This is a genomic window from Streptomyces sp. NPDC002032 (assembly GCF_042890765.1).
Classification (GTDB): domain Bacteria; phylum Actinomycetota; class Actinomycetes; order Streptomycetales; family Streptomycetaceae; genus Streptomyces.
Window position 1 is genome coordinate 91,995 of the sequence record NZ_JBIASM010000009.1, and the last position, 20,445, is coordinate 112,439.

Genomic DNA, 20,445 nt, shown 5'->3' on the forward strand with positions numbered 1-20,445 from the left:
CCCCCCGGCGAAGGAAGCCCTGTTGAACCAGACGTACGCGCTGACCGCGGTCACCGCCGTCGTCCTGGTCACGGTCCTGGTCGGGGCGCTCGGCCTGCGGATATCGCGGACCACCTCCGACTTCTACGTCGCCTCCCGCACCGTGGGCCCCCGGCTCAACGCGGCCGCCATCAGCGGGGAGTACCTCTCCGCGGCCTCCTTCCTGGGGGTGGCGGGGCTGGTGCTGCTCCAGGGGCCGGAGATGCTCTGGTACCCGGTCGGCTACACGGCCGGGTACCTGGTGCTGCTGGTGCTGGTCGCGGCCCCGCTGCGGCGCTCGGGCGCGTACACGCTGCCGGACTTCGCGGAGGACCGGCTCCAGTCGCGGGCGGTGCGGCGGATCGCGGTGCTGTTCGTGCTGGGGGTGGGCTGGCTGTACCTGCTGCCGCAGTTGCAGGGGGCCGGGCTGACGCTGGAGGTGCTGACCGGGGCCCCGCACTGGGTGGGCGGGGTGGTGGTGGCCTTCGTGGTCACCGCGGCCGTGGCGGCAGGCGGCATGCGCAGCATCACCTTCGTCCAGGCCTTCCAGTACTGGCTGAAGCTCACCGCCCTGCTGGTGCCCGCCTTCTTCCTGATCGCCGCCTGGGCCGGGGACGGCTCGCCCCGCGCCTCCTTCGACGCGCCGGCCGTCTTCCGCGAGCACACCGCCGTCACCCTGGGCGAGGACGTACGGCTCAGCCTGGACGCCCCGCTGACCGTGCGCGTGACGGGCCGGGTCGACGGGGTCCCGTACGCGGGCGTACCGCTGTCCCTGGAGTCCGGCCGGCACGCCGTGGCGGGCGGCACCCGGCTGGAGTTCGCCCCCGGCAGCCTGGTCCCGGACGCGCACGCGGGCCCCGGCCCGGACGCGCCGGGCTGGTCGCGGCCGCTGTCCGGGGGCGAGCACCGGCTGTACGCCACGTACGGGCTGATCCTGGCCACCTTCCTCGGCACGATGGGCCTGCCGCACGTGGCGGTGCGCTTCTACACCAGCCCCAACGGCCGGGCCGCCCGGCGCACCACCCTGGTCGTGCTGGGCCTGCTCGGGGTGTTCTACCTGCTGCCGCAGGTGTACGGAGCCCTCGGCCGGATCTACGCGCCCGAGCTGGCGCTGACCGGGGACGCGGACGCGGCGGTGCTGGTGCTGCCGGAGCGGATGCTGGGCGGCCGGCTCGGGGACCTGCTCGGGGCGCTGCTGGCCGGGGGCGCCTTCGCGGCGTTCCTGTCGACGGCCTCGGGGCTGACCATGGCGGTGGCCGGGGTGCTGCACCAGGACGTGCTGCCCCGGCGCGGGGTGGGGACGTTCAGGCTCGCGGTGGTGGTGGCGATGGCGGTGCCGCTGGCCGGCGGGGCGGTGGCCACCGAGGTGCCGGTCGCCGACGCGGTCGGGCTGGCCTTCGCCGTATCGGCGTCCTCCTTCTGCCCCCTGCTGGTGCTCGGCATCTGGTGGCGCGGGCTGACCCCGCCCGGCGCGGTGGCCGGGCTGCTGACCGGGGGCGGGGCGGCGCTGGGCGCGGTGCTGGCCACCCGGGTGGGGGTGGTGCCGCAGGGCTGGGCGCACGCGCTGCTGGCCTGGCCCGCGGTGTGGTCGGTGCCGCTGGGCTTCCTCACCATGGCGGGGGTGTCGCTGGCGACCCGGTCCCGGATCCCGGCGGGGACGGCCGCCGCGCTGGCCCGGCTGCACCTGCCCGAGGACGTCAGCGGGGAGCGGGCGCCGGGGGGCGCGCGGTGACCGGGGCGGCGCTCGCGGTGCTGGCCCTGACGGGCGCGGCCCTGCTGCTGGGGCTGGGCTGGGCGGCGGGCCGGTGGCACGCCGGAGGCGGGGAGCGGTCCGCCGGGCCGGACCTGGGCACCCCGGTGGAGCGGGCCACCTTCCACACCCTGCACACGGCTTCGCTGGCCGCTCCCCCGCTGCGGGCGGGCCTCACCGAGGACGCCGCGCGCAAGGCCGCCCGACGGCTGCGCTCGCTGCTGGGCACGGAGGCGCTGTGCCTGACCGACCGGGAGGCGGTGCTGGCCTGGGACGGGCCGGGCGCCGACCACCATCAGCGCCGGGCGATGGCCCGGGTGGCGCTGATGCTGCAGTCGGGCCGCAGCCTGAGCGTGCGCACGGAGTGCCCGCGGCCCGGCTGCCCGTTGAAGTGGGCGGTGTTCGCCCCGCTGACGGGTGAGGACGGGCTGCTGGGGGCGCTGGTCGCCTACGGGTCGCGAGAGTCGGCGGTGCTGGTGCGGGCGGCGACGGAGGTGGCGCGCTGGGTCTCCGTCCAGCTGGAGCTGTCGGAACTGGACCGGGCGCGGACCCGGCTGATGGAGGCCGAGATCAAGGCGCTGCGGGCGCAGATCTCCCCGCACTTCATCTTCAACTCCCTCGCCGCGATCGCCTCGTTCGTGCGGACCGATCCGGAGCGGGCGCGGGAGCTGCTGCTGGAGTTCGCGGACTTCACCCGGTACTCCTTCCGCCGGCACGGTGAATTCACCACCCTGGCGGAGGAGTTGCGTTCGATCGAGCAGTACCTGGCGCTGGCCGGAGCCCGGTTCGGGGACCGGCTGAAGGTCACCTTGCAGGTGGCGCCGGAGGTGCTGGCGGTGGCGCTGCCGTTCCTGTGCCTCCAGCCGCTGGTGGAGAACGCGGTGAAGCACGGGGTGGAGGACTCCACCGAGGAGTGCCGGATCACGATCGCCGCCCGGGACGCGGGCGCGGAGGCGGTGCTGACCATCGAGGACAACGGCGTCGGCATGGATCCGGCGCTGCTGCGGCGGATCCTGGCCGGGGAGCGGCCGGGGGCCTCCTCGGGCATCGGGCTGCCGAACGTCGACGAGCGGATGCGGCAGGTCTACGGGGACGAGTACGGGCTGGTCATGGAAACGGCCGTCGGCGCGGGCATGAAGATCACGGTCCGGATCCCCAAGTACCGCGCGGGCGTGCACACCTCGCCCCCGGCGGGCGCCGCCCCGCCCGGACACGCCGGTGGCCCCGGCCGTCCGGAGGGGACGGGCCGGGGCCACCGCGAAGGGGATCAGGGGGTGTCCCCAGAGACGGCCTAGCTCCAGCTGGCGTGCAGCGGCTTGCCCTCGGCGTAGCCGGCCGCGGACTGGATGCCGACGACGGCGTTCTCCTCGAACTCCGCGAGGGAGCCGGCACCGGCGTAGGTGCAGGAGGAGCGGACACCGGCGATGATCGAGTCGATCAGGTCCTCGACGCCCGGGCGGGCCGGGTCGAGGAACATCCGCGAGGTGGAGATGCCCTCCTCGAACAGCGCCTTGCGGGCGCGGTCGTAGGCCGACTCCTCCGAGGTGCGGTTGCGCACCGCGCGGGCGGAGGCCATGCCGAAGGACTCCTTGTAGAAGCGCCCGTCGGCGGACTGCTGGAGGTCGCCCGGGGACTCGTACGTCCCGGCGAACCAGGAGCCGATCATGACGTTGGACGCACCGGCGGCCAGCGCCATGGCCACGTCGCGCGGGTGGCGGACGCCGCCGTCGGCCCAGACGTGCTTGCCGTACTTCTTGGCCTCGGCGGCGCACTCCAGCACCGCGGAGAACTGCGGCCGGCCGACGCCGGTCATCATGCGGGTGGTGCACATGGCGCCGGGGCCCACGCCGACCTTGATGATGTCGGCGCCGGCCTCGATGAGGTCCTTGACGCCCTCGGCGGCGACGATGTTGCCCGCGACGATCGGGACCTGCGGGTCCAGGGCGCGGACGGCCTTGATCGCGTTGATCATCGATTCCTGGTGGCCGTGGGCCGTGTCGATGACCAGCGTGTCGACGCCCGCGTCGAGCAGCTGCTTGGCCTTGGCGACGAAGTCGCCGTTGATGCCGACGGCCGCGGCGATGCGCAGCTTGCCGTTGGCGTCGGTGGCCGGGGTGTAGAGGGTCGCGCGCAGGGCGGCCTTGCGGGTGAGGATGCCGACGAGCCGGCCGTCCCCGTCGACGGCGGGGGCCAGCTTGCGGTGGCCCGCGTCGAGCTGGTTGAAGGCGTCGCGGGGGTCGATGTCGGCGTCGATGAGCAGCAGCTCCTTCGACATGACCTCGGAGAGCTGCGTGAAGCGGTCCACGCCGGTCAGGTCGTGGTCGGTGACGACGCCGACGGGGCGGCCCTCGCCGTCGACGACGACACCGGCGCCGTGGGCCCGCTTGGGCAGCAGGGAGAGCGCGTCGGCGACGGTCTGGGTGGGCGCCAGCGTGATCGGGGTGTCGAGCACGAGGTGGCGGGTCTTGACCCAGGAGATGACGTCGGTGACGACCTCGATCGGAATGTCCTGGGGGATGACGACGATTCCACCGCGGCGGGCCACGGTCTCCGCCATCCGGCGGCCCGCGATGGCGGTCATGTTCGCCACGACGAGGGGAATGGTGGTGCCGGTCCCGTCGGGAGAGGAGAGGTCGACGGCCTGGCGGGAGCCGACCGCGGAGCGGCTCGGCACCATGAACACATCGTCGTACGTCAGGTCGTACGGCGGCTTCAGGTCATTGAGGAAACGCACGTGCTGAACATCCCAGTCGATCGAAGGATTCCTTCTGGTGGCTGACGGGGTCAGCCGAGGAAACGCACGTACTTCATTCTCCCATGCCCCGGGGCTCACACCGCCCGGGGCGATCGTCCAGGACGCACCGGTCCGGTTGGTCGGTTCCTACGGGACCTTGGTCCCGCGGCCGTGCAGGGGGAGGGATCCGCCGGTGAGGGGGGTGGCGGGGGCGGCGTGGCGGACGGCGGTGAACTCGGCGGCGATGGCCAGGGCGGTCTCCTCGGGGGTGCGTCCGCCCAGGTCGAGGCCGATGGGCGATCTGAGCCGGGCCAGGCCGGCCTCGGTCACCCCCTCGGCCCGCAGCCGGGCCAGCCGGTCGGCGTGGGTGCGGCGCGAGCCCATGGCGCCGACGTAGGCCAGCGGGAGCCGCAGGGCCAGCGCGAGGACGGGTACGTCGAACTTGGCGTCGTGGGTCAGGACGCATACGGCCGTACGGGTGTCCAGGCGTCCGGCGGCGTGTTCGGCGGCCAGGTGGCGGTGCGGCCAGTCCACGATCACCTCGTCGGCGCCCGGGAAGCGCTGGGGAGTCGCGAAGACGGGCCGGGCGTCGCAGACGGTGACCCGGTGTCCGAGGAAGGCGCCCATCCGGGCCAGGGCGGAGGCGAAGTCGATGGCCCCGTAGACGATCAGCCGGGGCGGTTCGGCGGCGGATTCCACGAGCAGCGTCAGCGGCTGCCCGCACAGTCCGCCGGCGGTGCCGAGCTCGGCGGTGCCGGTGCGCCCGGCCTGGAGCAGGGCGCGGACCCGGTCGGCGGCGGCCCGGTCCAGGGCCGCGCCGCCGCTCAGGCCTCCCACGTAGCTGCCGTCGGCGTGGACGGCCAGGGCGCCCCCGAGCTGCCCGGGCGGGCCGCTGACCACGCGGGCGAGCGCGGCGCGGGTCCCGCCGGCGGCGGCGTCGAGCACGGAGCCGATCACGGGCCGGACGGGGTCCTGTCCGCGCACCGGGGTGACCAGCACGTCCAGGATCCCGCCGCAGGTCAGCCCCACCGCGAAGGCGTCGTCGTCGCTGTAGCCGAAGCGGTGCACGCCACCTTGGCCGGAGGCGATGGCCTCCAGGCAGAGCTCGTGCACGGCGGACTCGACGCAGCCGCCGGAGAGGGAGCCGAGCGCGGTGCCCCCGGCGTCCACGGCCAGTGAGGCGCCCGGTCCGCGCGGCGCGCTGCCGCTGACGGCGACGACGGTGGCGAGCGCGAACTCACGGCGCTCGGCGCACCAGGCCCGCAGGCCCCCGGCGATGTCGAGCATCAGCGGATGAATTCGCGGTGCGGGGACTGCCCGGGGATGAGCGGTCTCGGGGGCAGGACGGCGGGCGGTCTGCCGCCGGGGGTGCCCGGGTAGCGGGCGGGGGCGGCGGCGGCCAGGGCCACGGGGTCGGGGTGGCGGCCGCCGGCGGCCAGCAGCCGGGCGGCGTGGGCGACGCTGGCGAGGGTGGCGTGATGGTGCCAGCCGCGGAAGGAGCGGCCCTCGAAATCGCGGATGCCGACGGGTTCGCAGGTCTCGGCGAAGTCCAGGGAGACCCGGTCGGTGAGCTTGGCCAGCAGGAAGAGCTGGGCGAGGGGCCGGTCGGCGATGTTGGTGATCCAGAACTCGGAGGGCAGCAGGGCCGCTTCGGTCCAGGCGCCGACCAGCAGCAGCCCGGAGGGCGGGGCGGCGGCGGCCCGGTCCTCGCCGGCGGTGGCGAGGATGGGCGCCGAGGTGAGCAGGGTCACCGCTCCCTCGGCGCGGCCGTGCCGGGTCCATTCGACGACCCGGCGCTGGGAGCGCAGCGAGTCGATCAGCTCGCGGGCGGGCGCGGTGTGCGGCCCGGGCTTGTGACGGCCCGCACCGCCGAAGGAGACGGGCAGGGAGCCGTCGACCTTGAGGACGAAGGGGATGTCGTGGAGGGCGAAGGCTTCGATGGTCTGGGGGAGGTCGGGGTTGGAGACCTCCATGACGACCGGGCGGCGCTGGAGCTGCCAGGTCGCGGCCATCCGCTGGACGGCGTGTACGGCGTCCTGGGCGGGGGTCTGGGAGCGTGCGGTGTCGGGGATGCCGGCCCGCCGCCGGTGCAGCAGTTCGCTGGTCCAGGGCCCGGGGAGGGTGAGGGTCCATTCGACGGGGAAGCTGGCGTCGCTGGAGGCGAGCCAGATCCCGCCCGCCTGCTGGCAGTTGGCGGTGCGGCCGAGCTGGGGGACGAACTGGCGGCCGACTCCGACGGAGCGGTCGCCGGCCTTCTCTATGACCATGGGCTGCACGACCCAGGCGAGGGGGCGCTGGGCCGTGCGTTCCAGGTGCTGGGCGAGGGACCGGCGGACGGGGGTCCAGTCCCACGGTGACTTGCTGATGAACTGCTGGAGGCTCTGTTCGACGGAACTGGCCCCCGTTCCGGCGATGTTACGGATCGTTTTCTTCCCGGTGGTCCGCACGAGGCCGTTCAGGTAAACGCGGGCCCAGTTTCGCTGGTCCCGCCGGGGTAATGATTCGAAGAAAAGCGAGATCAGCGCATCGATCAAATCGGAGATTTCCTTGGCGGATTCCTCCGGCAGGACTGCGCGAGCCATCTGGGCCTCCCCCGCGACCAGACTAGATCCGTTACCCTACTTGACCGCGGAGAACGGCCGTAGGCCCAAGCGGCTACTTCCTGAGGTCGCTGGCAGATTCGAGCCGCTCTTCCTCTACCACGAGCGGGATGGGGATCTGGTTCGCCGCATAGTAGAGCGCGATAACAAAGTGTGCGACGAGAGTGAGAGGTGCCGAGAAGAAGGACAGGACGACGGTCAAGGGGTAGGCGACCGCACCCAGTCCGAACCGCATCCGGGTGGCCCGGGCCCCCTCCTTGTCCACCTTTTCGTGGAAGAGGTGACCGACCTGGGTGACGTACCACCAGAATCCCAAGAAGGCGAGAGCGTACACGACGGTCCACGCACTGTAGAGGATGGCGGCCACGTTGGCCGAATCCTCGTCCGTAAGGTGCTCGGCGAGGACGTTGGTCGTATACGGAATCACCGATACCACCATCAGCACCAGAAGATTCAGGAACAACAGCGGCCGGTCGACCCGCTTGAGGTGACTGAAGATCGTGTGGTGGTTCACCCACATCACGCCGATGATGAGGAAACTCACCAGATAGGCGGCGTAGTGCGGCCATTGTTCCCACAGGCCGTGCCACAGCGCCGTTCCGCCCTCATCCGGAACCTTTAACTCCAATACCAGAATGGTGATCACGATGGCGAATACGCCGTCGCTGAACGCCTCCACCCGGTTGGTTTCCTGCTCCATCGCCCCCGGCCTCCCCTTCACCGAATCATTCACGTGTGCGGGGAGAGCGTATGCCCCGCCCTCCCCGCACACGCTACCCAGGAAAGGGGCCTCAGCCGCCGAATCCGGCGGTCTGGCGCCAGATTCGGCCATCGCGGACGACAAGTGTCCCGAACGCGTGCTCCGGCTCGCCGTTCAGGTTCATGATCGCCCGGTAGAAGATGGTGTCCTCGGTCTCGATGTACTCCTGGAGTTCGACCAGCGTGGGCTTCACCGTGAGATAGCCGGTGAACGTCTCGCGAACTGCCTCGATGCCCACCGAGGCGCCCTCGAAGCGCAGCAGGACGGCGTCGTCCGTGTAGTTCTTCATCACCGCCTCGATGTCCAGGGCGGCCAGCGCCTCCATCTGGCGGACGAACACCGGGTGCAGCGTGGCGATGTCGTACTTGGCCATGATTCGACTCCTCTTCCTGGGGTGACGGGTGGTGCCGTGCTGACGTCCGGACCGCCGCCGCGCCGCTCCGGCGGGTGACGGTTCGGACGCGGGTGCGGCCGGCGCGGGTTCAGCCGGTGGTGGCCGGGGCCGGCGGGGCCGGCGGGGCCGGCGCGAGGGGCAGCCGGACCACCATCCGGGTCTCGCCCGGACGGGAGCGGGCCGTGATCGACCCGTGGTGGCGCTGGGTCACGATCCGGTAGCTGAGGTGCAGCCCCAGGCCCGTGCCCTTCCCCACGTCCTTGGTGGTGTAGAAGGGTTCGAAGATGCGGGGCAGCACGTCCTCGGGAATGCCCCGCCCGGTGTCGCCGACCTCCACGACCATGCAGACGCCCTCGGCGCGGACCCGCAGGGTGAGCGTGCCCGCGCCCTCCATGGCCTCGGCCGCGTTGTCGACCAGGTTGGTCCACACCTGGTTCAGCTCCCCCGGGTAGCCGGTGAGCTCGGGCAGGCCGGGGTCATAGGCGCGGACGATGGTGATTCCGGCGAGTTTGGCGCGCAGCACGACCAGGGTGTTCTCCAGGCCCTCGGCGACCGCGAAGCGCTGTTCCGGAGCCCGGTCGAGGTTGGCGTAGTCCCGGGTGGCGGCGACCAGCTGGGAGATCCTGGGGCCCGCCGCGCGCAGCTCGGCGGCCAGCGAGCGGGCCTCCAGCAGCGCCCCGAGGTGGTCCAGGGCGGCGGGCAGGGAGGCCGTGGCGACCCCGGCCAGCCGCTCCGGCAGCCAGTGCGGCTCCAGCCCGAGGTCGGCGGCCCCGGAGCCGAGCAGCCCGGGGCGTTCGGCGCCCGCCTCCTCGGCCCAGTCGGCGATCTCCTCCTCGGCGTCCGCCTGGGCGAGCGGGTCGGTGGTGTCGGGCGGCGGGAGCTCGTCCAGTTCCACCGCGATCCGGTCCATGACCGTACGCTCCGCGGCCGTGGCGGCCGCGCCCCACGCGTAGGCGGTGCCGGTCAGCCGTTCCAGGGCGGGGAGCAGTTCCTGCGCGGCGCGGGCCACGGCGGCCGCCGGGTTGTTCAGCTCGTGCGCGAGCCCGGCGGCGAGGGTGCCGAGCGCTTCGACGGTGGCCCGTTTGCGGGCCTGCACCTCGGAGGACTTGATCCGCCAGGCCAGCACGGGAAGGAGGACGGCCGCCACCCCGTGGCAGCGGGTCAGCATCTCGAAGAAGACCGGCTTCGGATAGGCGACGACGGTGGTGGCGGGGCCGCTCGCGGCCGCGGTGGCCACGTACGAGCCGTCCGTGAGCAGGGGCAGCTCGCCGGTGAAGCGGTGGGCTGCCGACGGCTTGCCGTCGTGTTCCTCGGCGGCGCCGCCGTCCTGCTCTGTGGAGTGGCGGGTCAGGACCTCCTCGCGGCCGTCGACGACCTTGGTGACGACGAGCCCGCCGGAGAGCAGGACGTGGAAGCACCCGGCCTCCTCCCCGTCGCGGAAGAGGACCTCCCCGTCGGCGAGGACCCGCGGCTCGGACACCGAGACGAGCCAGTCCAGCTGGTCCTCGGTGAGCCCGGCGAAGATCTCCAGCCCGTACAGGGCGTCCCGCAGTTCCTTCTCTTCCCTGCCGTGCGTCGCGGCGGCGCTCACGCCGTGCTCCCTTCCGCCCTGGTGCGCGCGGCCAGCCGCAGGGTCGTGAACAGGGCCAGCGCGCACACTCCGGCGACGGCGGCCATGAAGCCGACCGAAGTGCGCTGCAGGCCGTGGATGTCGGTCAGCAGTCCGGCGAGGACCGCCGGAACGCTCATGGCGAGGTACGCGAACACGTAGACCGCGGCGGTCAGTTCGCCGCGGTGCGCGGGCTCGGCGAGCGAGCTCAGCGCCCGGAAGGAGCCCAGGAAGGCGGCGCCCCAGCCGCTGCCGAGGACGGCGGTGGCGACGAGGAAGACGGCCGCCGAGCCCAGTCCCAGCGCGAGCAGCACGAGGGCGAGTCCGGCGAGCAGCCCGAGCAGGCCCAGCACGGCGGTGCGCAGCGGTTCGGTGCGGCCCAGCAGCAGCTGGGCGGCGGTGGCGGCGCCCGCGAGCAGGGCCACCGTGGCCCCGCCGGCGAGGTAGTTGGTGGTGTGGAGCAGGGACAGGGCCAGGTGGGGGCCGAGGGAGAGGTAGAAGCCGCCGACGGTCCATACGGCGACGATGGTCGTGACGAGTACGGCGAAGCGGCCGCGCGCGGCGGCCGGCACCCGGATCCGGCGCGGCACCACCCGCAGCCGGCCGCCCGCCCCGGGAGCGCTCTCGTCCATCCGCGCGACGCCGATCAGGGTGAGCGCGAAGGCCCCGACCAGCAGCAGGTAGCTGAGCACGGTGGGCGCGGGGGCGTACTGGACGAGGAGTCCGGCGCCGAGCCCGCCGAGGCCGATGCCGATGGTCGGTCCCGCGCTGTTGACCTGGGCGCCGAGCGCGGGCCGCGAGCGCGGGCTGAGTTCGAGCAGGGCGGCGCCCATCGCCCCGGTGGCCAGGCCCACCGCCAGGCCCTGGACGGCGCGGGCGGCGAGCAGCAGGCCGAGCCCCCGGGCCCCGGCGAACAGGCCCATGGAGACGATCGCCAGGACCAGTGCGGCGCCGAGCACGGGCCGGCGGCCCAGGCTGTCCGAGAGGGACCCGAACAGGAGGAGTCCGGCGAGCACGGTGACGGCGTAGACGGCGAAGACCACCGTGACGTTCCCCGGGGACAGGCCCCATTCCTGCTGGTAGAGCACGTAGAGGGCGGAGGGCACGGAGGAGGAGAGCATCAGCAGGACGAGGACCGCGCCCACCACCCAGAAGCCGGACGGTCTGACGGGACCGGCCGCGCGGGCGGCGGCCGGACGGGCGGCGGCCCGGTGGTGGCCCGCGGGGTGCACGGCGTCTCCCGCGGGCGTCGTCTCGGTCGGTTCGGCCATCTGCGTCAACTCCCCTCCTCCTGGTGCCCGGTGGGCGCTCAGGTGCTGGTCCGGGCCGCCCCGGCCAGCGCGCGGGCGGTGAGTACCCCCGCGAGGTGGCCGAGGTACTCGGCCGAGGTGCCGCGCCCGGGGACGAACAGCTCCCGGGGCTCGGCGCGGAAGGCCGCGAGCACCGCCTCGGTGGTGTACGGGCCGCCGCGCAGCCGGTCCTCGACCCCGCGCAGGCGCAGGGCTCGGGGGGTGGCTCCGGTGACGGCGATCCGCGGCCCGTCGGCGGTGAGGCGTACGGCGGCGGCGCACAGCGGGTAGCGGGTGGCCCGGTCGGCGGCCTTCTCGAAGGCCGCGGCCGGGCCCGCGTCGGGCACCAGCAGGGCGGTGAGCACCGATCCGGCGGGCGGGCCGGCTGCGGCGAACGCCTCGGCCGCCATCCGGGTGCGTCCGCCGGGGCCGGCCAGCTCCACCACCGCGTCGGCGGCGACGGCGGCGACCGGGAGGTCGGTGGGCCGGCCCGTGACGGCCAGGTTGCCGCCGGTGGTGCCGAGGTTGCGCACCTGGGGGTCGCCGTTGGCGCGGGCCGCCGCGGCGAGTTCGGGCGCCCCGGCCCGTACCAGGGGGTGCGCGGCGAGTTCGGCGAGGGTGGTCAGGGCGCCGATCCGCAGGGTCCCCCCGTCGGACGCGATGCCCCGCAGCTCCGCCAGGTGCCGTACGTCGACCAGCAGGCGGGCCGTCTCGGCGCCGGTGCGCAGGCCGGGCAGCAGGCTCTGGCCGCCGGCCAGCACCCGGGCGCCGGGGGCGGCGAGCAGGTCCAGGGCCTCGTCGAGCCCGGCGGGCCGGACGTAGTCGAACTCGGTGAGGATCACTGCGTCTCTCCCTGGAGGCGGCGCCAGACCTTCTCGGGGGTCAGCGGCATGTCGATGTGCCGGACGCCCAGGTCGGAGAGGGCGTCGACGACGGCGTTGACCACGGCGGCGGCGGGCGGCACGGTGGCGATCTCGCCGGCCCCCTTGGCGCCGAGCGGGTTGTGCGGGGAGGGCGTGACGGTCTTGTCGAGGGCGAAGAAGGGCACGTCGGCGGCGCGCGGCAGGGCGTAGTGGTTCAGGTCGGAGCTGATCAGGAGCCCGTTCTCGTCGTACTCGGCGGCTTCCATCAGGGCCTGGCCGAGGCCGTGCACGATGCTGCCCTCGATCTGGCCGTGGACGATCTTCGGGTTGCCGATGTTCCCGGCGTCGTCGACGGCGGTGTAGGCCACCACCTCGGTCTCGCCGGTCAGTTCGTCGACCTCGACGACCGCGACGTGCGTGCCGAAGGGGTAGTTGAAGTCCGGCGGGTCGAAGTGGGTGGTCTCGTCGAGGGCCGGCTCGATCTCCGGGGGCAGTCCCCAGCCGTACCACATGGCCATGGCCAGCTCGGCGAAGGTCTTGGTGTTCTGCGGGTTGCCGTCCTCGTGGACCGCGCCGTCCCGGTAGACGACCTTCTCCTCGGGGACGTCCAGGAAGACGGCTCCCGCCTTGACGAGCTTGGCCTTGATCTTGCGGGCGGTCAGCGCGATGGCGGGCGCGGCCATGCTGTAGGAGCGGGAGCCGTAGGTGCCCTGCCCGTACGGGGCCTTCTGGGTGTCGGCCTCGAAGACCTGGACCTGGGCCGGGTCGATGCCGAGCTCGTCGGCGGCGACCATCGCGAAGACCGTGTGGTGGCTCTGGCCGGTGGAGGCGGAGCCGACGGTGACGGTGACCTCGCCGGTGGGGTGGACGCGGATGTTCGCGCTCTCCCAGGTGCCGCCGAGCATGCCCTCCTTGGACATCCGGGTGGAGGGTCCGACCCCGCAGATCGCGACGTAGGTGGCGATGCCGACGCCGAGCCGCTTGCCGCGGGCGCGGGCCTCGGCCTTGCGGGCGGGCATCCCGGCGTAGTCGGACAGGGCGATGGCCTTGTCGAAGTTCAGCTGGTAGTTCCCGGAGTCGTAGGTCCAGCCCAGACCGTTGTCGTACGGGAACTTCTCCTTCGGCACGAGGTTCATGCGCCGCACCGCCGCCGGGTCCATGCCGATCTCCGAGGCGTAGCGGTCGACGAGGCGTTCCATCAGGAAGGCGGCCTCGGCGCGCCCGCTGCCGCGCTGGGCGCCGAGCGAGACGGTGTTGGTGAAGGCGGCGTAGACCTCGCAGAAGGCGGCGTCGATGTCGTACATGCCGCTGATGGAGCGGCCCATCAGGGCGGTGGCGACGCCGGGGCCGATGGTGGAGGGGTAGGCGCCGAGGTTGGCGTAGCTGGTGCAGCGCACGGCGGTGATGCGGCCGTCGCGGGTGCCGGCGAGGGTGACGTGCTGGCGGTGGTCGCGGCCCTGGACCGTGGAGTTCATCAGTCCGGTGCGGGTGTCCACCCATTTCACCGGACGGCGCAGCGCCTTCGACAGGAGCAGGACCAGCGCCATGTCGGGGTAGAGGTAGCCCTTGGTGCCGAAGCTCCCGCCGACGGTGGGGGCGATCACCCGGAGCTTGTTGAAGGGGATGCCGAGGACCAGCCCGGCGAGCAGGAAGCGGTGGTTGTGCGGGCCCTGGGTGGAGGCGTAGAGGGTGTACTCGTCGGTGGCCGCGTTGTAGTCGCCGACCGCGCCGCGCGGCTCGATGGGGCTGTTGATGGTGCGCTGGTTGACGAGGTCCAGCTCCACCGTCACCTCGGCGGCGGCGATGGCCGCGTCGGTGCGGTCCTTGTCGCCGCAGGTCCAGTACGCGTTCAGGTTCCCGGGGACGGCCTCGTGGAGCTGGGGCGCGCCTTCGGCGAGGGCGTCGTCGGCGCGGGTGACCACGGGCAGCGGCTCGTACTCGACGTGGATGGCGGCGAGCGCGGCGGCGGCCTGGCGCGGGGTCTCGGCGACGACCACGGCGACCGGGTCGCCGACGTGCCGGACGGTGTCGCCGCTCAGCACGGTGCGGGAGCCGGGCAGTCCGTAGGGGTGGGGCGGGAAGTGGCTCTCGACCCCGCCGGGGATCCAGATGCAGGGCAGCGGCATCACGTCGGTGAAGTCGGCGGCGGTGGCCACCTTCAGGACGCCCGGCATCTGCTCGGCGCCCTTGGTCTCGATGCCGAGGATCCTGGCATGGGCCACCGGGCTGCCCAGGATGGCCATGTGCGCGGTGCCCGGCAGGTCGATGTCCGCCACGTACGTGGCCTCGCCGCGCAGCAGCTGCGGGTCCTCGCGGGCGTCCATCGGTGTGCCGAGGACGGTGTGCTCCTCGGGTACGGCGCCCGGCGCGGGCGGCGCCTCACCCGGCGCGGCCTGCGCCGGTGCGGCGGTGTCCACGGTCGCGGCCCCGCCGGTCACGGCGGTCTCCCCCGTCACTGCGGTCATCGTCCTCAGCCCTCCCGTCCGGACGCACCGGCCGCGGCCGTCTCCGTACCCTCGGCAGCCTCGGCGGATCCGGCGGCGGGGGCGCAGGCGCGCTGCACCCCGCGGACCACGCTGTGGTAGCCGGTGCAGCGGCACAGGTTGCCGGTGAGCCATTCGCGGATCTCGGGCTCGGTGGGGGCCTCGCCCCCCTCGGCACTCTCGACGAGCTCGCCCAGCGCCATGACCATGCCCGGGGTGCAGAACCCGCACTGGGTGCCGTGCTCCTGGCGCAGGGCTTCCTGGAGGCCGGTCAGCTCGCCGCCCCGGGTGGTCACCCCCTCGATGGTGGTGATCTCGGCGCCGGCGGCCGCGGCGGTGAGGATCAGGCAGCTCTTGACGGAGCGGCCGTCGAGGCGGACCACGCAGGTCCCGCACTGGCCGGTGTCGCAGCCCACCTTGGTGCCGGTCAGTCCGAGTCCGTCGCGGAGCCGTTCCACGAGGAGTTCGTTGGGCCGGGCCGAGAACTCCTCGGGTCTTCCGTTCACGTTCAGAGTCAGATCCATGCGAGCGCCTGCGCTTCCGTGAGCGGCCGGTTGAAAAGGGGACCGCCGGGCTGCTGGAGAATTCCTCCGGAGTGCAGCGGGCCGGTGTCGACGGGCACGAATCCGAGGTCCGTGATGATTCCCGCCACGATTTCCTTCGCCTTCACGTCGTCGCCCGCCGTGAAATGGGCGAGGCGGCTCTCCGGCTCCCGCCCGGAGGCGCGGCCGGCGACGGCGAGGGTTTCGAAGTGCATGGTGTTCAGGGATTTCACGACGCGGGCGCCGGGATACCACTCGGCGACGAGTTCGCTGGAGCCGCGCCCGCCGAGGTCGGCCGCGACGCCGGGACCGGCGAAGGCGTTGGTGGCGTCCACGAGCACCTTGTCCTGCACGACGTGCGGGGGCAGCAGCCCGCGCACGGTCTCGAACGGCACCATCAGCACCAGGAGGTCGGCCAGGCCGGCCGCCTCCACCGGGCCCGCGGCCGCGGCGTCGGGTCCGAGTTCGGCCAGCAGGGGGCCGAGGGAGCGCGGTCCGCGCGCGTTGGCGAGGACCACCTGGTGGCCCGAGGCCACCAGGATCCGGGCGAGGACCGAGCCGATCCGCCCGGTGCCGATGATGCCTGTCCGCATGGGGGCTCCTCAATCCATGCCGATCCAGACCGACTTGGTCTGGGTGTAGCTCTCCAGGGATTCCGGTCCGCACTCGCGCCCGTAGCCGGAGGCCTTGTAGCCGCCGTAGGGCACCGAGGGGTCGTACTGGTTGTAGCAATTGACCCAGACGGTGCCCGCCTTGATCTGCGAGGCGACCCGGTGGGCCCGCCGCAGGTCCTTGGTGTGGACCCCGGCGGCGAGGCCGTACGCGCTGTCGTTGGCGATGCGTACGGCGTCCTCCTCGGTGTCGAAGGGGATGATCGACAGGACGGGTCCGAAGATCTCCTCCTGGGCGATCCGCATCCCGTTGTCGACGCCGGTGAAGACGGTGGGCAGGAAGTACAGGCCCTGGCTGGAGGCGCCTTCGGGGGTCCAGCCGGTCCCTCCGGTGCGCAGCAGCGCGCCCTCCTTCTCGCCGACCTCGATGTAGGAGCTGACCTTGTCGAACTGGCCCCGGTGGGCCAGCGGTCCGAAGAGGGTGGCCGGGTCGCGCGGGTCCCCGGGCCGCAGGGCGGCGGCCCGGGCGACGAGGCGTTCGACCATCTCGTCGTGGATGGGGCGGTGCAGCAGGAGCCGGGACCCGGCGGTGCAGATCTCGCCCTTGTTGTAGTAGATGCCGAAGAAGGCGAGTTCCTCGGCGGCGTCGAGGTCGGCGTCGGCGAAGACGATGTTGGCGGACTTGCCGCCGAGTTCCATCGTGACCTTCTTCAGGGTGCCGGCGGACTTGCGGATGATGGACTGGCCGACGGCGGTCGAGCCGGTGAAGGCGATCTTGTCGATGCCCGGGTGGTCGGTGAGCGTCTCGCCGAGTTCCACGCCGGGGCCGGTGATGACGTTCAGCACCCCGTCGGGGATCTCCGCCTCCTGGAAGAGTTCGGCGATCTTCAGGGCGGTGAGCGGAGTGGCCGGGGAGGGCTTGTGGACCACCGTGTTCCCCGCCGCGAGGGCCGGGGCGATCTTGGTCATCGACAGCAGCAGCGGGAAGTTGAACGGGGTGATGGCGCAGACCACGCCCAGCGGTTCGCGCAGGGTGTAGGCGAGCTGTCCGCCGGCCGGGGCCCGGGAGGAGCCGTCGACCCGGGTGACCGCGCCCGCGTAGTAGTGCATGAGCTGGGCGGCCATGGGGGCGTCGACGGTGCTGGAGAAGGCGAACGGCTTGCCCATGTCCACCGTCTCCAGCAGGGCGATCTCCTCCAGGTCCCGCTCGATCAGCTCGCCGACGCGGTTCAGCCGCAGCGCGCGCTCCTGGGCGGACAGCCGGCTCCAGGGCCCTTCCTCGTACGCCGTGCGGGCCGCCGTGACGGCGGCGTCCGCGTCGGCCGCGGTGGCCTGGGCCACCGGAACGATCTCCTGTCCGTCGATCGGGCTGACGTCCGGTTCGGTCCGGCCGTCCCGGGCGGCCACCCATCTGCCGCCGATGAACAGCTTCCCGGGGTTGGCCAGGGGTCGGTCGCCGAGCACGCGCTGGGTCATGGCTGCACCTTCCGGTGTCGCGGGGGCAGGAGGTGTCCGGCTCTCATCCGCCGGACACCCCTCAGGCCTGTTCGAGCTGCTTCAGGAACGTCTCGGCGAGGGCCTTGGAGGAGTACGGGTTCTGGCCGGTGGTGAGCCTGCGGTCCACCACCACGTGCGAGTCCCAGATCGCTTCGGCCTTCTCGTAGCGGGCGCCGAGCCGCGTGAGTTCGGCCTCCAGGATCAGCGGGAGCCGGCCGGCCATGTTGGTGACCAGTTCCTCGCTGTGCGAGAAGGCGGTCATCCGGTAGCCCTCGAACGGCCAGTTCCCCTCGCCGTCGCGCAGCGCCAGCAGCGCGGTGTGGCCGTGGCAGACGGTGGCGAGCGGCTTGTCCTGGGCCAGCGCCCAGCGCAGCACCTGCGCCAGTTCGTCGGACTTGGGGAGGTCGCCGATGGCTCCGTGGCCGCCGCTGATGTAGATGCCGTCGTAGCCGGCGACGTCCTTCTCGCCCAGGTCTTCCAGGGCGAGGGGGCGCTGGAGCTGGGGGGTCGACTCGATGACGCGGACGTACTCGGCGGCGTTGGCCGCGTCCTCGTCCGGGGAGCCCTCGGGCCGCACCCAGCGCAGGAATCCGGGGTCGATGCTGGTCCGGTCGACGGTGGGGGCCCGGCCGCCGACCGTCGCCAGGTCCACGGTGTGTCCGGCGTCCCGGAAGAGGCGGTAGGGAACGACGAATTCCTCGGCCCAGAATCCCGAGGGGTGCTGTTCCCCGTCCAGCAGATGGAGTGTGGCCTTTGCCGTCATGACGACGAGAATCTTCATGATTCTCTCCTTGTTCCTGGATTCGGAGCCGATTCAACACGCCCCCTGTCAGGGGCGTAAGGGGTGGACGTCAGGCCCGTGATACTTCGTCACGTGCGTCCAACGCCGTGAGGATCGCGTGGAATTCGCCGACCAGCGGGTGGTCGGGCAGCGCCTGCGCGAATATGCGTTCCCCGTACAGGGCCGCCATTTCCGGCACGTACGGGAGAATTCCGGCCAGCGGGGCCCCGTAGACCTCCTCGGCCCGGCGGCGCACCGCGTCCCGGTCGAAGCCCTCGGGTGCCATGCTCAGCACCAGGGCCCGCCGGCAGGCCAGCCGCCCGGCCAGGGCGACGGTCTCCTCGACCCCGGAGAGGTCGACGCGGTCCGCCCGCGCCATGATCAGGACGACGTCGGCGCTGCCCATGGCGGTCACCGACTCGTTGTTGAGCCCCGCGTGCGTGTCGAGCAGCAGCACGTCGAGCATGAGCCGCTGGGCCAGCCGGTCGAAACCCTCCGGCAGCAGCCCCACGTCGTACCCGGTGGTCATCAGCTCCCGCAGGGCCGCCGTCCCCGACCGGGCGGGGACGACGTACAGCCCGGACAGGGCGGTCCGGCGGGCCGCGGCCTCGATCTCGCAGCGGCCGAGCAGGTAGTCGGTGAGCGAGAACGCGCCCGGCCCGAGCCCGAACAGCAGGTCCAGGGTGGGCGACTGGAGATCGGTGTCGACCACCCCCACCCGCGCTCCCCCGGCCGCCAGCAGCACGGCCAGATTGGCGAGCACCGAGGACTTCCCGGTGCCGCCGCGGTGCGAGTGCACCACGATGGTCCGGGTCATCAGGCCACCACCCGGTAGCCGGCGCCGTCCCCGTGCGGCCCCCGCGCCGCACGTGGCCGGTGCAGGGCCAGCATGGTGACGTCGTCGTGCTGTTCGGCGGTCCCGGTGTGCTCGCGCACCGCCAGGTCCATCCGGTCCACCACGTCCCGCCCGCTCGCCGGGGGGCCGGCGAGCAGTTCCAGCATCCGTTCGTCCCCGAGGAAACTGCCCTCGGGGCAGCGCGCCTCGGGGACCCCGTCGGTGAACACGAAGAGGGTGTCGCCCGGATCGAGCTGGGCGTACCCGAGGGTGTAGACGCAGTCGGGCAGCACCCCGACGGCCGGTCCCGTCACCTCCAGCGGCCGGGGCACCGCGCCGTCCCCGGAGAGCACCAAGGGCGGGTTGTGGCCGCCGTTGATGTAGACGAGGCTGCCGGTGAGCGGGTCCAGGACGCCGAAGAACAGGGTGGCGAAGTAGCCCTGCCGCAGGTGGTTGCGGGTGAGATAGCCGTTGGTGGCGGTGACCGCGTTGAGCAGCGGGGTCGCGCCGACGACCGGGGTGCGGCGGCTGCCGCCGGGGCGGGTTGCCGCCATGAGGTGCTGGAGTCCGCTGTTCTCGGCGGTGTGGCGCAGCAGGGAGCGGATGAGGGCCATGAAGAGGGCGGCGCCCACGCCCTTGTCGCAGACGTCGGCGACGACGACGGCCAGGCGCCGGCCCCGGGAGAGTTCGAAGACGTCGTAGAAGTCCCCGGCGACCTGGCGGGCCGGGCGGAAGCGCACGTCGATCTCCCAGCCCGCCGGGACGGGCAGGGATTCGGGCAGGAAGCCGGCCTGGATCTCGCGGCCGATCTCCAGTTCCTTCTCGTAGCCCATGAGTTCGGCGCGGGCGTCGGCCTCGCGCAGGGTGCGGCCGAGTCCGGCGCGCTCCGTGCAGCTGTGCAGGCGGGCCCCGACGAGGGCGGGCAGGAAGGGCGGTACGAGGTAGTCGTGGCCCAGGCGCACGTGCCGCTCCAGGGCCGCGAACTCCGTGACGGTCCAGACGACCACGACGGGGGCCCCGGCCCAGCGGCGCAGCCGGCGCACGGCGGTCCGTACGGCCACCCCGTCGGCCTCGGCCGGGGCCAGCAGTACGTCTGCGGCGGGCAGCGAATCCAGCCGCCCGACGAGCAGTTCGGACAACGTGCGCGTGACGAGTTCCGCGTCCATCAGCCGGAGCGCTTCGAGCAGTCCGGCCGGTGGGGGCGGGTACACGTCCAGGATGATCACGATCGTGGAGGGCATGCGTCCGTCCCCTCGGCTTTCACCGTCAGCGTGCTGATGTTGCGGCCGTCCCTGTAGGCGTACGAGTACGCGTCCACGCTGGTCAGGGCCAGGTGGATGCCGAGGCCGCCGACCCGCCGCCGTTCCGGGGGGACCCCGGGGGCGGGGGGCAGGCGGCCTTCGACGGGGTCGAACGCCGGGGCGGTGTCCTCGATGACGATCCGCACCCCGTCGGGACCGGAGCGGCCGCGGACGGTGATCCGCCCGTCGCCGCCCCGGTACCCGTGCATGACGATGTTCGTGGCCAGCTCGTCCACCGCGAGCCGGATCCGGTACGTGGCCCCCTTGCCGAGGCCCGCCCGGCCGGCCAGCAGCAGGACGAAGGAGGCGATCTCGCCCAGTGCCCCCACCGTCGCGGGCACCTCCAGTACGGCGGGCGTGCTCGCCACTTCGACCGTC

The 20,445-nt window shown here is 73.0% G+C and carries 18 protein-coding genes; 2 read left to right on the top strand and 16 right to left on the bottom strand.

The window, feature by feature from the left end; translation table 11 throughout:
* The first annotated feature begins 22 nt into the window (after positions 1-22).
* Together ACFYYT_RS21675 and ACFYYT_RS21680 are read left to right on the top strand one after the other, a co-directional pair.
* Positions 23-1,750 carry a cation acetate symporter gene (locus tag ACFYYT_RS21675; RefSeq protein ID WP_351831519.1) on the top strand — a complete coding sequence of 576 codons (1,728 nt, stop codon included), beginning with the start codon at positions 23-25 and terminating at the stop codon, positions 1,748-1,750.
* Positions 1,747-3,063 carry a histidine kinase gene (locus ACFYYT_RS21680; RefSeq protein ID WP_351831522.1) on the top strand — a complete coding sequence of 439 codons (1,317 nt, stop codon included), beginning with the start codon at positions 1,747-1,749 and terminating at the stop codon, positions 3,061-3,063. Before ACFYYT_RS21675 ends, ACFYYT_RS21680 begins: the two co-directional genes overlap by 4 nt.
* Here the strand turns inward: ACFYYT_RS21680 and ACFYYT_RS21685 are convergent.
* The 16 genes from ACFYYT_RS21685 to ACFYYT_RS21760 form a co-directional block, all read right to left on the bottom strand.
* Positions 3,060-4,502 (bottom strand): GuaB1 family IMP dehydrogenase-related protein, encoded by a 1,443-nt coding sequence (locus tag ACFYYT_RS21685; protein WP_351831524.1) that lies wholly within the window; start codon positions 4,500-4,502, stop codon positions 3,060-3,062. The two genes, ACFYYT_RS21680 and ACFYYT_RS21685, sit on opposite strands and share 4 nt — an antisense overlap.
* A gap of 147 nt (positions 4,503-4,649) precedes the next feature.
* On the bottom strand, positions 4,650-5,789 hold the full coding sequence (locus tag ACFYYT_RS21690) for an XdhC family protein (protein WP_385315423.1): 1,140 nt from the start codon (positions 5,787-5,789) through the stop codon (positions 4,650-4,652).
* Positions 5,789-7,084 carry a transposase gene (locus tag ACFYYT_RS21695; protein WP_351827101.1) on the bottom strand — a complete coding sequence of 432 codons (1,296 nt, stop codon included), beginning with the start codon at positions 7,082-7,084 and terminating at the stop codon, positions 5,789-5,791. Before ACFYYT_RS21695 ends, ACFYYT_RS21690 begins: the two co-directional genes overlap by 1 nt.
* Positions 7,085-7,157: 73 nt before the next feature.
* Positions 7,158-7,802, bottom strand: a complete 645-nt coding sequence (locus tag ACFYYT_RS21700; protein WP_351827104.1) for a TMEM175 family protein — start codon at positions 7,800-7,802, stop codon at positions 7,158-7,160.
* Between the two features lie 91 nt (positions 7,803-7,893).
* Positions 7,894-8,235, bottom strand: a complete 342-nt coding sequence (locus tag ACFYYT_RS21705; RefSeq protein ID WP_351827110.1) for a nuclear transport factor 2 family protein — start codon at positions 8,233-8,235, stop codon at positions 7,894-7,896.
* 109 nt (positions 8,236-8,344) lie between these two features.
* Positions 8,345-9,847, bottom strand: a complete 1,503-nt coding sequence (locus tag ACFYYT_RS21710) for an ATP-binding protein (RefSeq protein ID WP_351827112.1) — start codon at positions 9,845-9,847, stop codon at positions 8,345-8,347.
* Positions 9,844-11,136 carry an MFS transporter gene (locus tag ACFYYT_RS21715; protein ID WP_351827115.1) on the bottom strand — a complete coding sequence of 431 codons (1,293 nt, stop codon included), beginning with the start codon at positions 11,134-11,136 and terminating at the stop codon, positions 9,844-9,846. Before ACFYYT_RS21715 ends, ACFYYT_RS21710 begins: the two co-directional genes overlap by 4 nt.
* Positions 11,137-11,174: 38 nt before the next feature.
* A complete protein-coding gene (locus ACFYYT_RS21720) occupies positions 11,175-11,996 on the bottom strand; it encodes an FAD binding domain-containing protein (RefSeq protein WP_351827118.1) in 822 nt (273 codons plus the stop codon).
* Positions 11,993-14,482, bottom strand: a complete 2,490-nt coding sequence (locus ACFYYT_RS21725) for a xanthine dehydrogenase family protein molybdopterin-binding subunit (protein WP_351827119.1) — start codon at positions 14,480-14,482, stop codon at positions 11,993-11,995. Before ACFYYT_RS21725 ends, ACFYYT_RS21720 begins: the two co-directional genes overlap by 4 nt.
* A 5-nt stretch (positions 14,483-14,487) precedes the next feature.
* Entirely contained in the window at positions 14,488-15,024 is a 537-nt protein-coding gene (locus tag ACFYYT_RS21730; protein ID WP_351827121.1) for a (2Fe-2S)-binding protein, read from the bottom strand.
* Positions 15,015-15,635 carry an NAD(P)-binding domain-containing protein gene (locus tag ACFYYT_RS21735; protein ID WP_351827124.1) on the bottom strand — a complete coding sequence of 207 codons (621 nt, stop codon included), beginning with the start codon at positions 15,633-15,635 and terminating at the stop codon, positions 15,015-15,017. The genes ACFYYT_RS21730 and ACFYYT_RS21735 overlap by 10 nt, the downstream gene beginning before the upstream one ends.
* Positions 15,636-15,644: 9 nt before the next feature.
* Positions 15,645-17,129, bottom strand: coding sequence for an aldehyde dehydrogenase family protein (locus tag ACFYYT_RS21740; RefSeq protein ID WP_351827126.1), 1,485 nt, complete (start codon positions 17,127-17,129; stop codon positions 15,645-15,647).
* A 61-nt stretch (positions 17,130-17,190) separates the two neighbouring features.
* Complete coding sequence (locus ACFYYT_RS21745; RefSeq protein WP_351827129.1) at positions 17,191-17,931, bottom strand: type 1 glutamine amidotransferase domain-containing protein; 741 nt, start codon at positions 17,929-17,931, stop codon at positions 17,191-17,193.
* A gap of 70 nt (positions 17,932-18,001) precedes the next feature.
* Positions 18,002-18,748, bottom strand: a complete 747-nt coding sequence (locus tag ACFYYT_RS21750; protein WP_351827132.1) for a MinD/ParA family protein — start codon at positions 18,746-18,748, stop codon at positions 18,002-18,004.
* Positions 18,748-20,007: a PP2C family protein-serine/threonine phosphatase gene (locus ACFYYT_RS21755; protein WP_351827134.1), complete on the bottom strand. Its 1,260-nt coding sequence runs from the start codon at positions 20,005-20,007 to the stop codon at positions 18,748-18,750. Before ACFYYT_RS21755 ends, ACFYYT_RS21750 begins: the two co-directional genes overlap by 1 nt.
* Complete coding sequence (locus tag ACFYYT_RS21760) at positions 19,989-20,435, bottom strand: ATP-binding protein (protein ID WP_385315405.1); 447 nt, start codon at positions 20,433-20,435, stop codon at positions 19,989-19,991. The genes ACFYYT_RS21755 and ACFYYT_RS21760 overlap by 19 nt, the downstream gene beginning before the upstream one ends.
* Positions 20,436-20,445 lie beyond the last annotated feature (10 nt).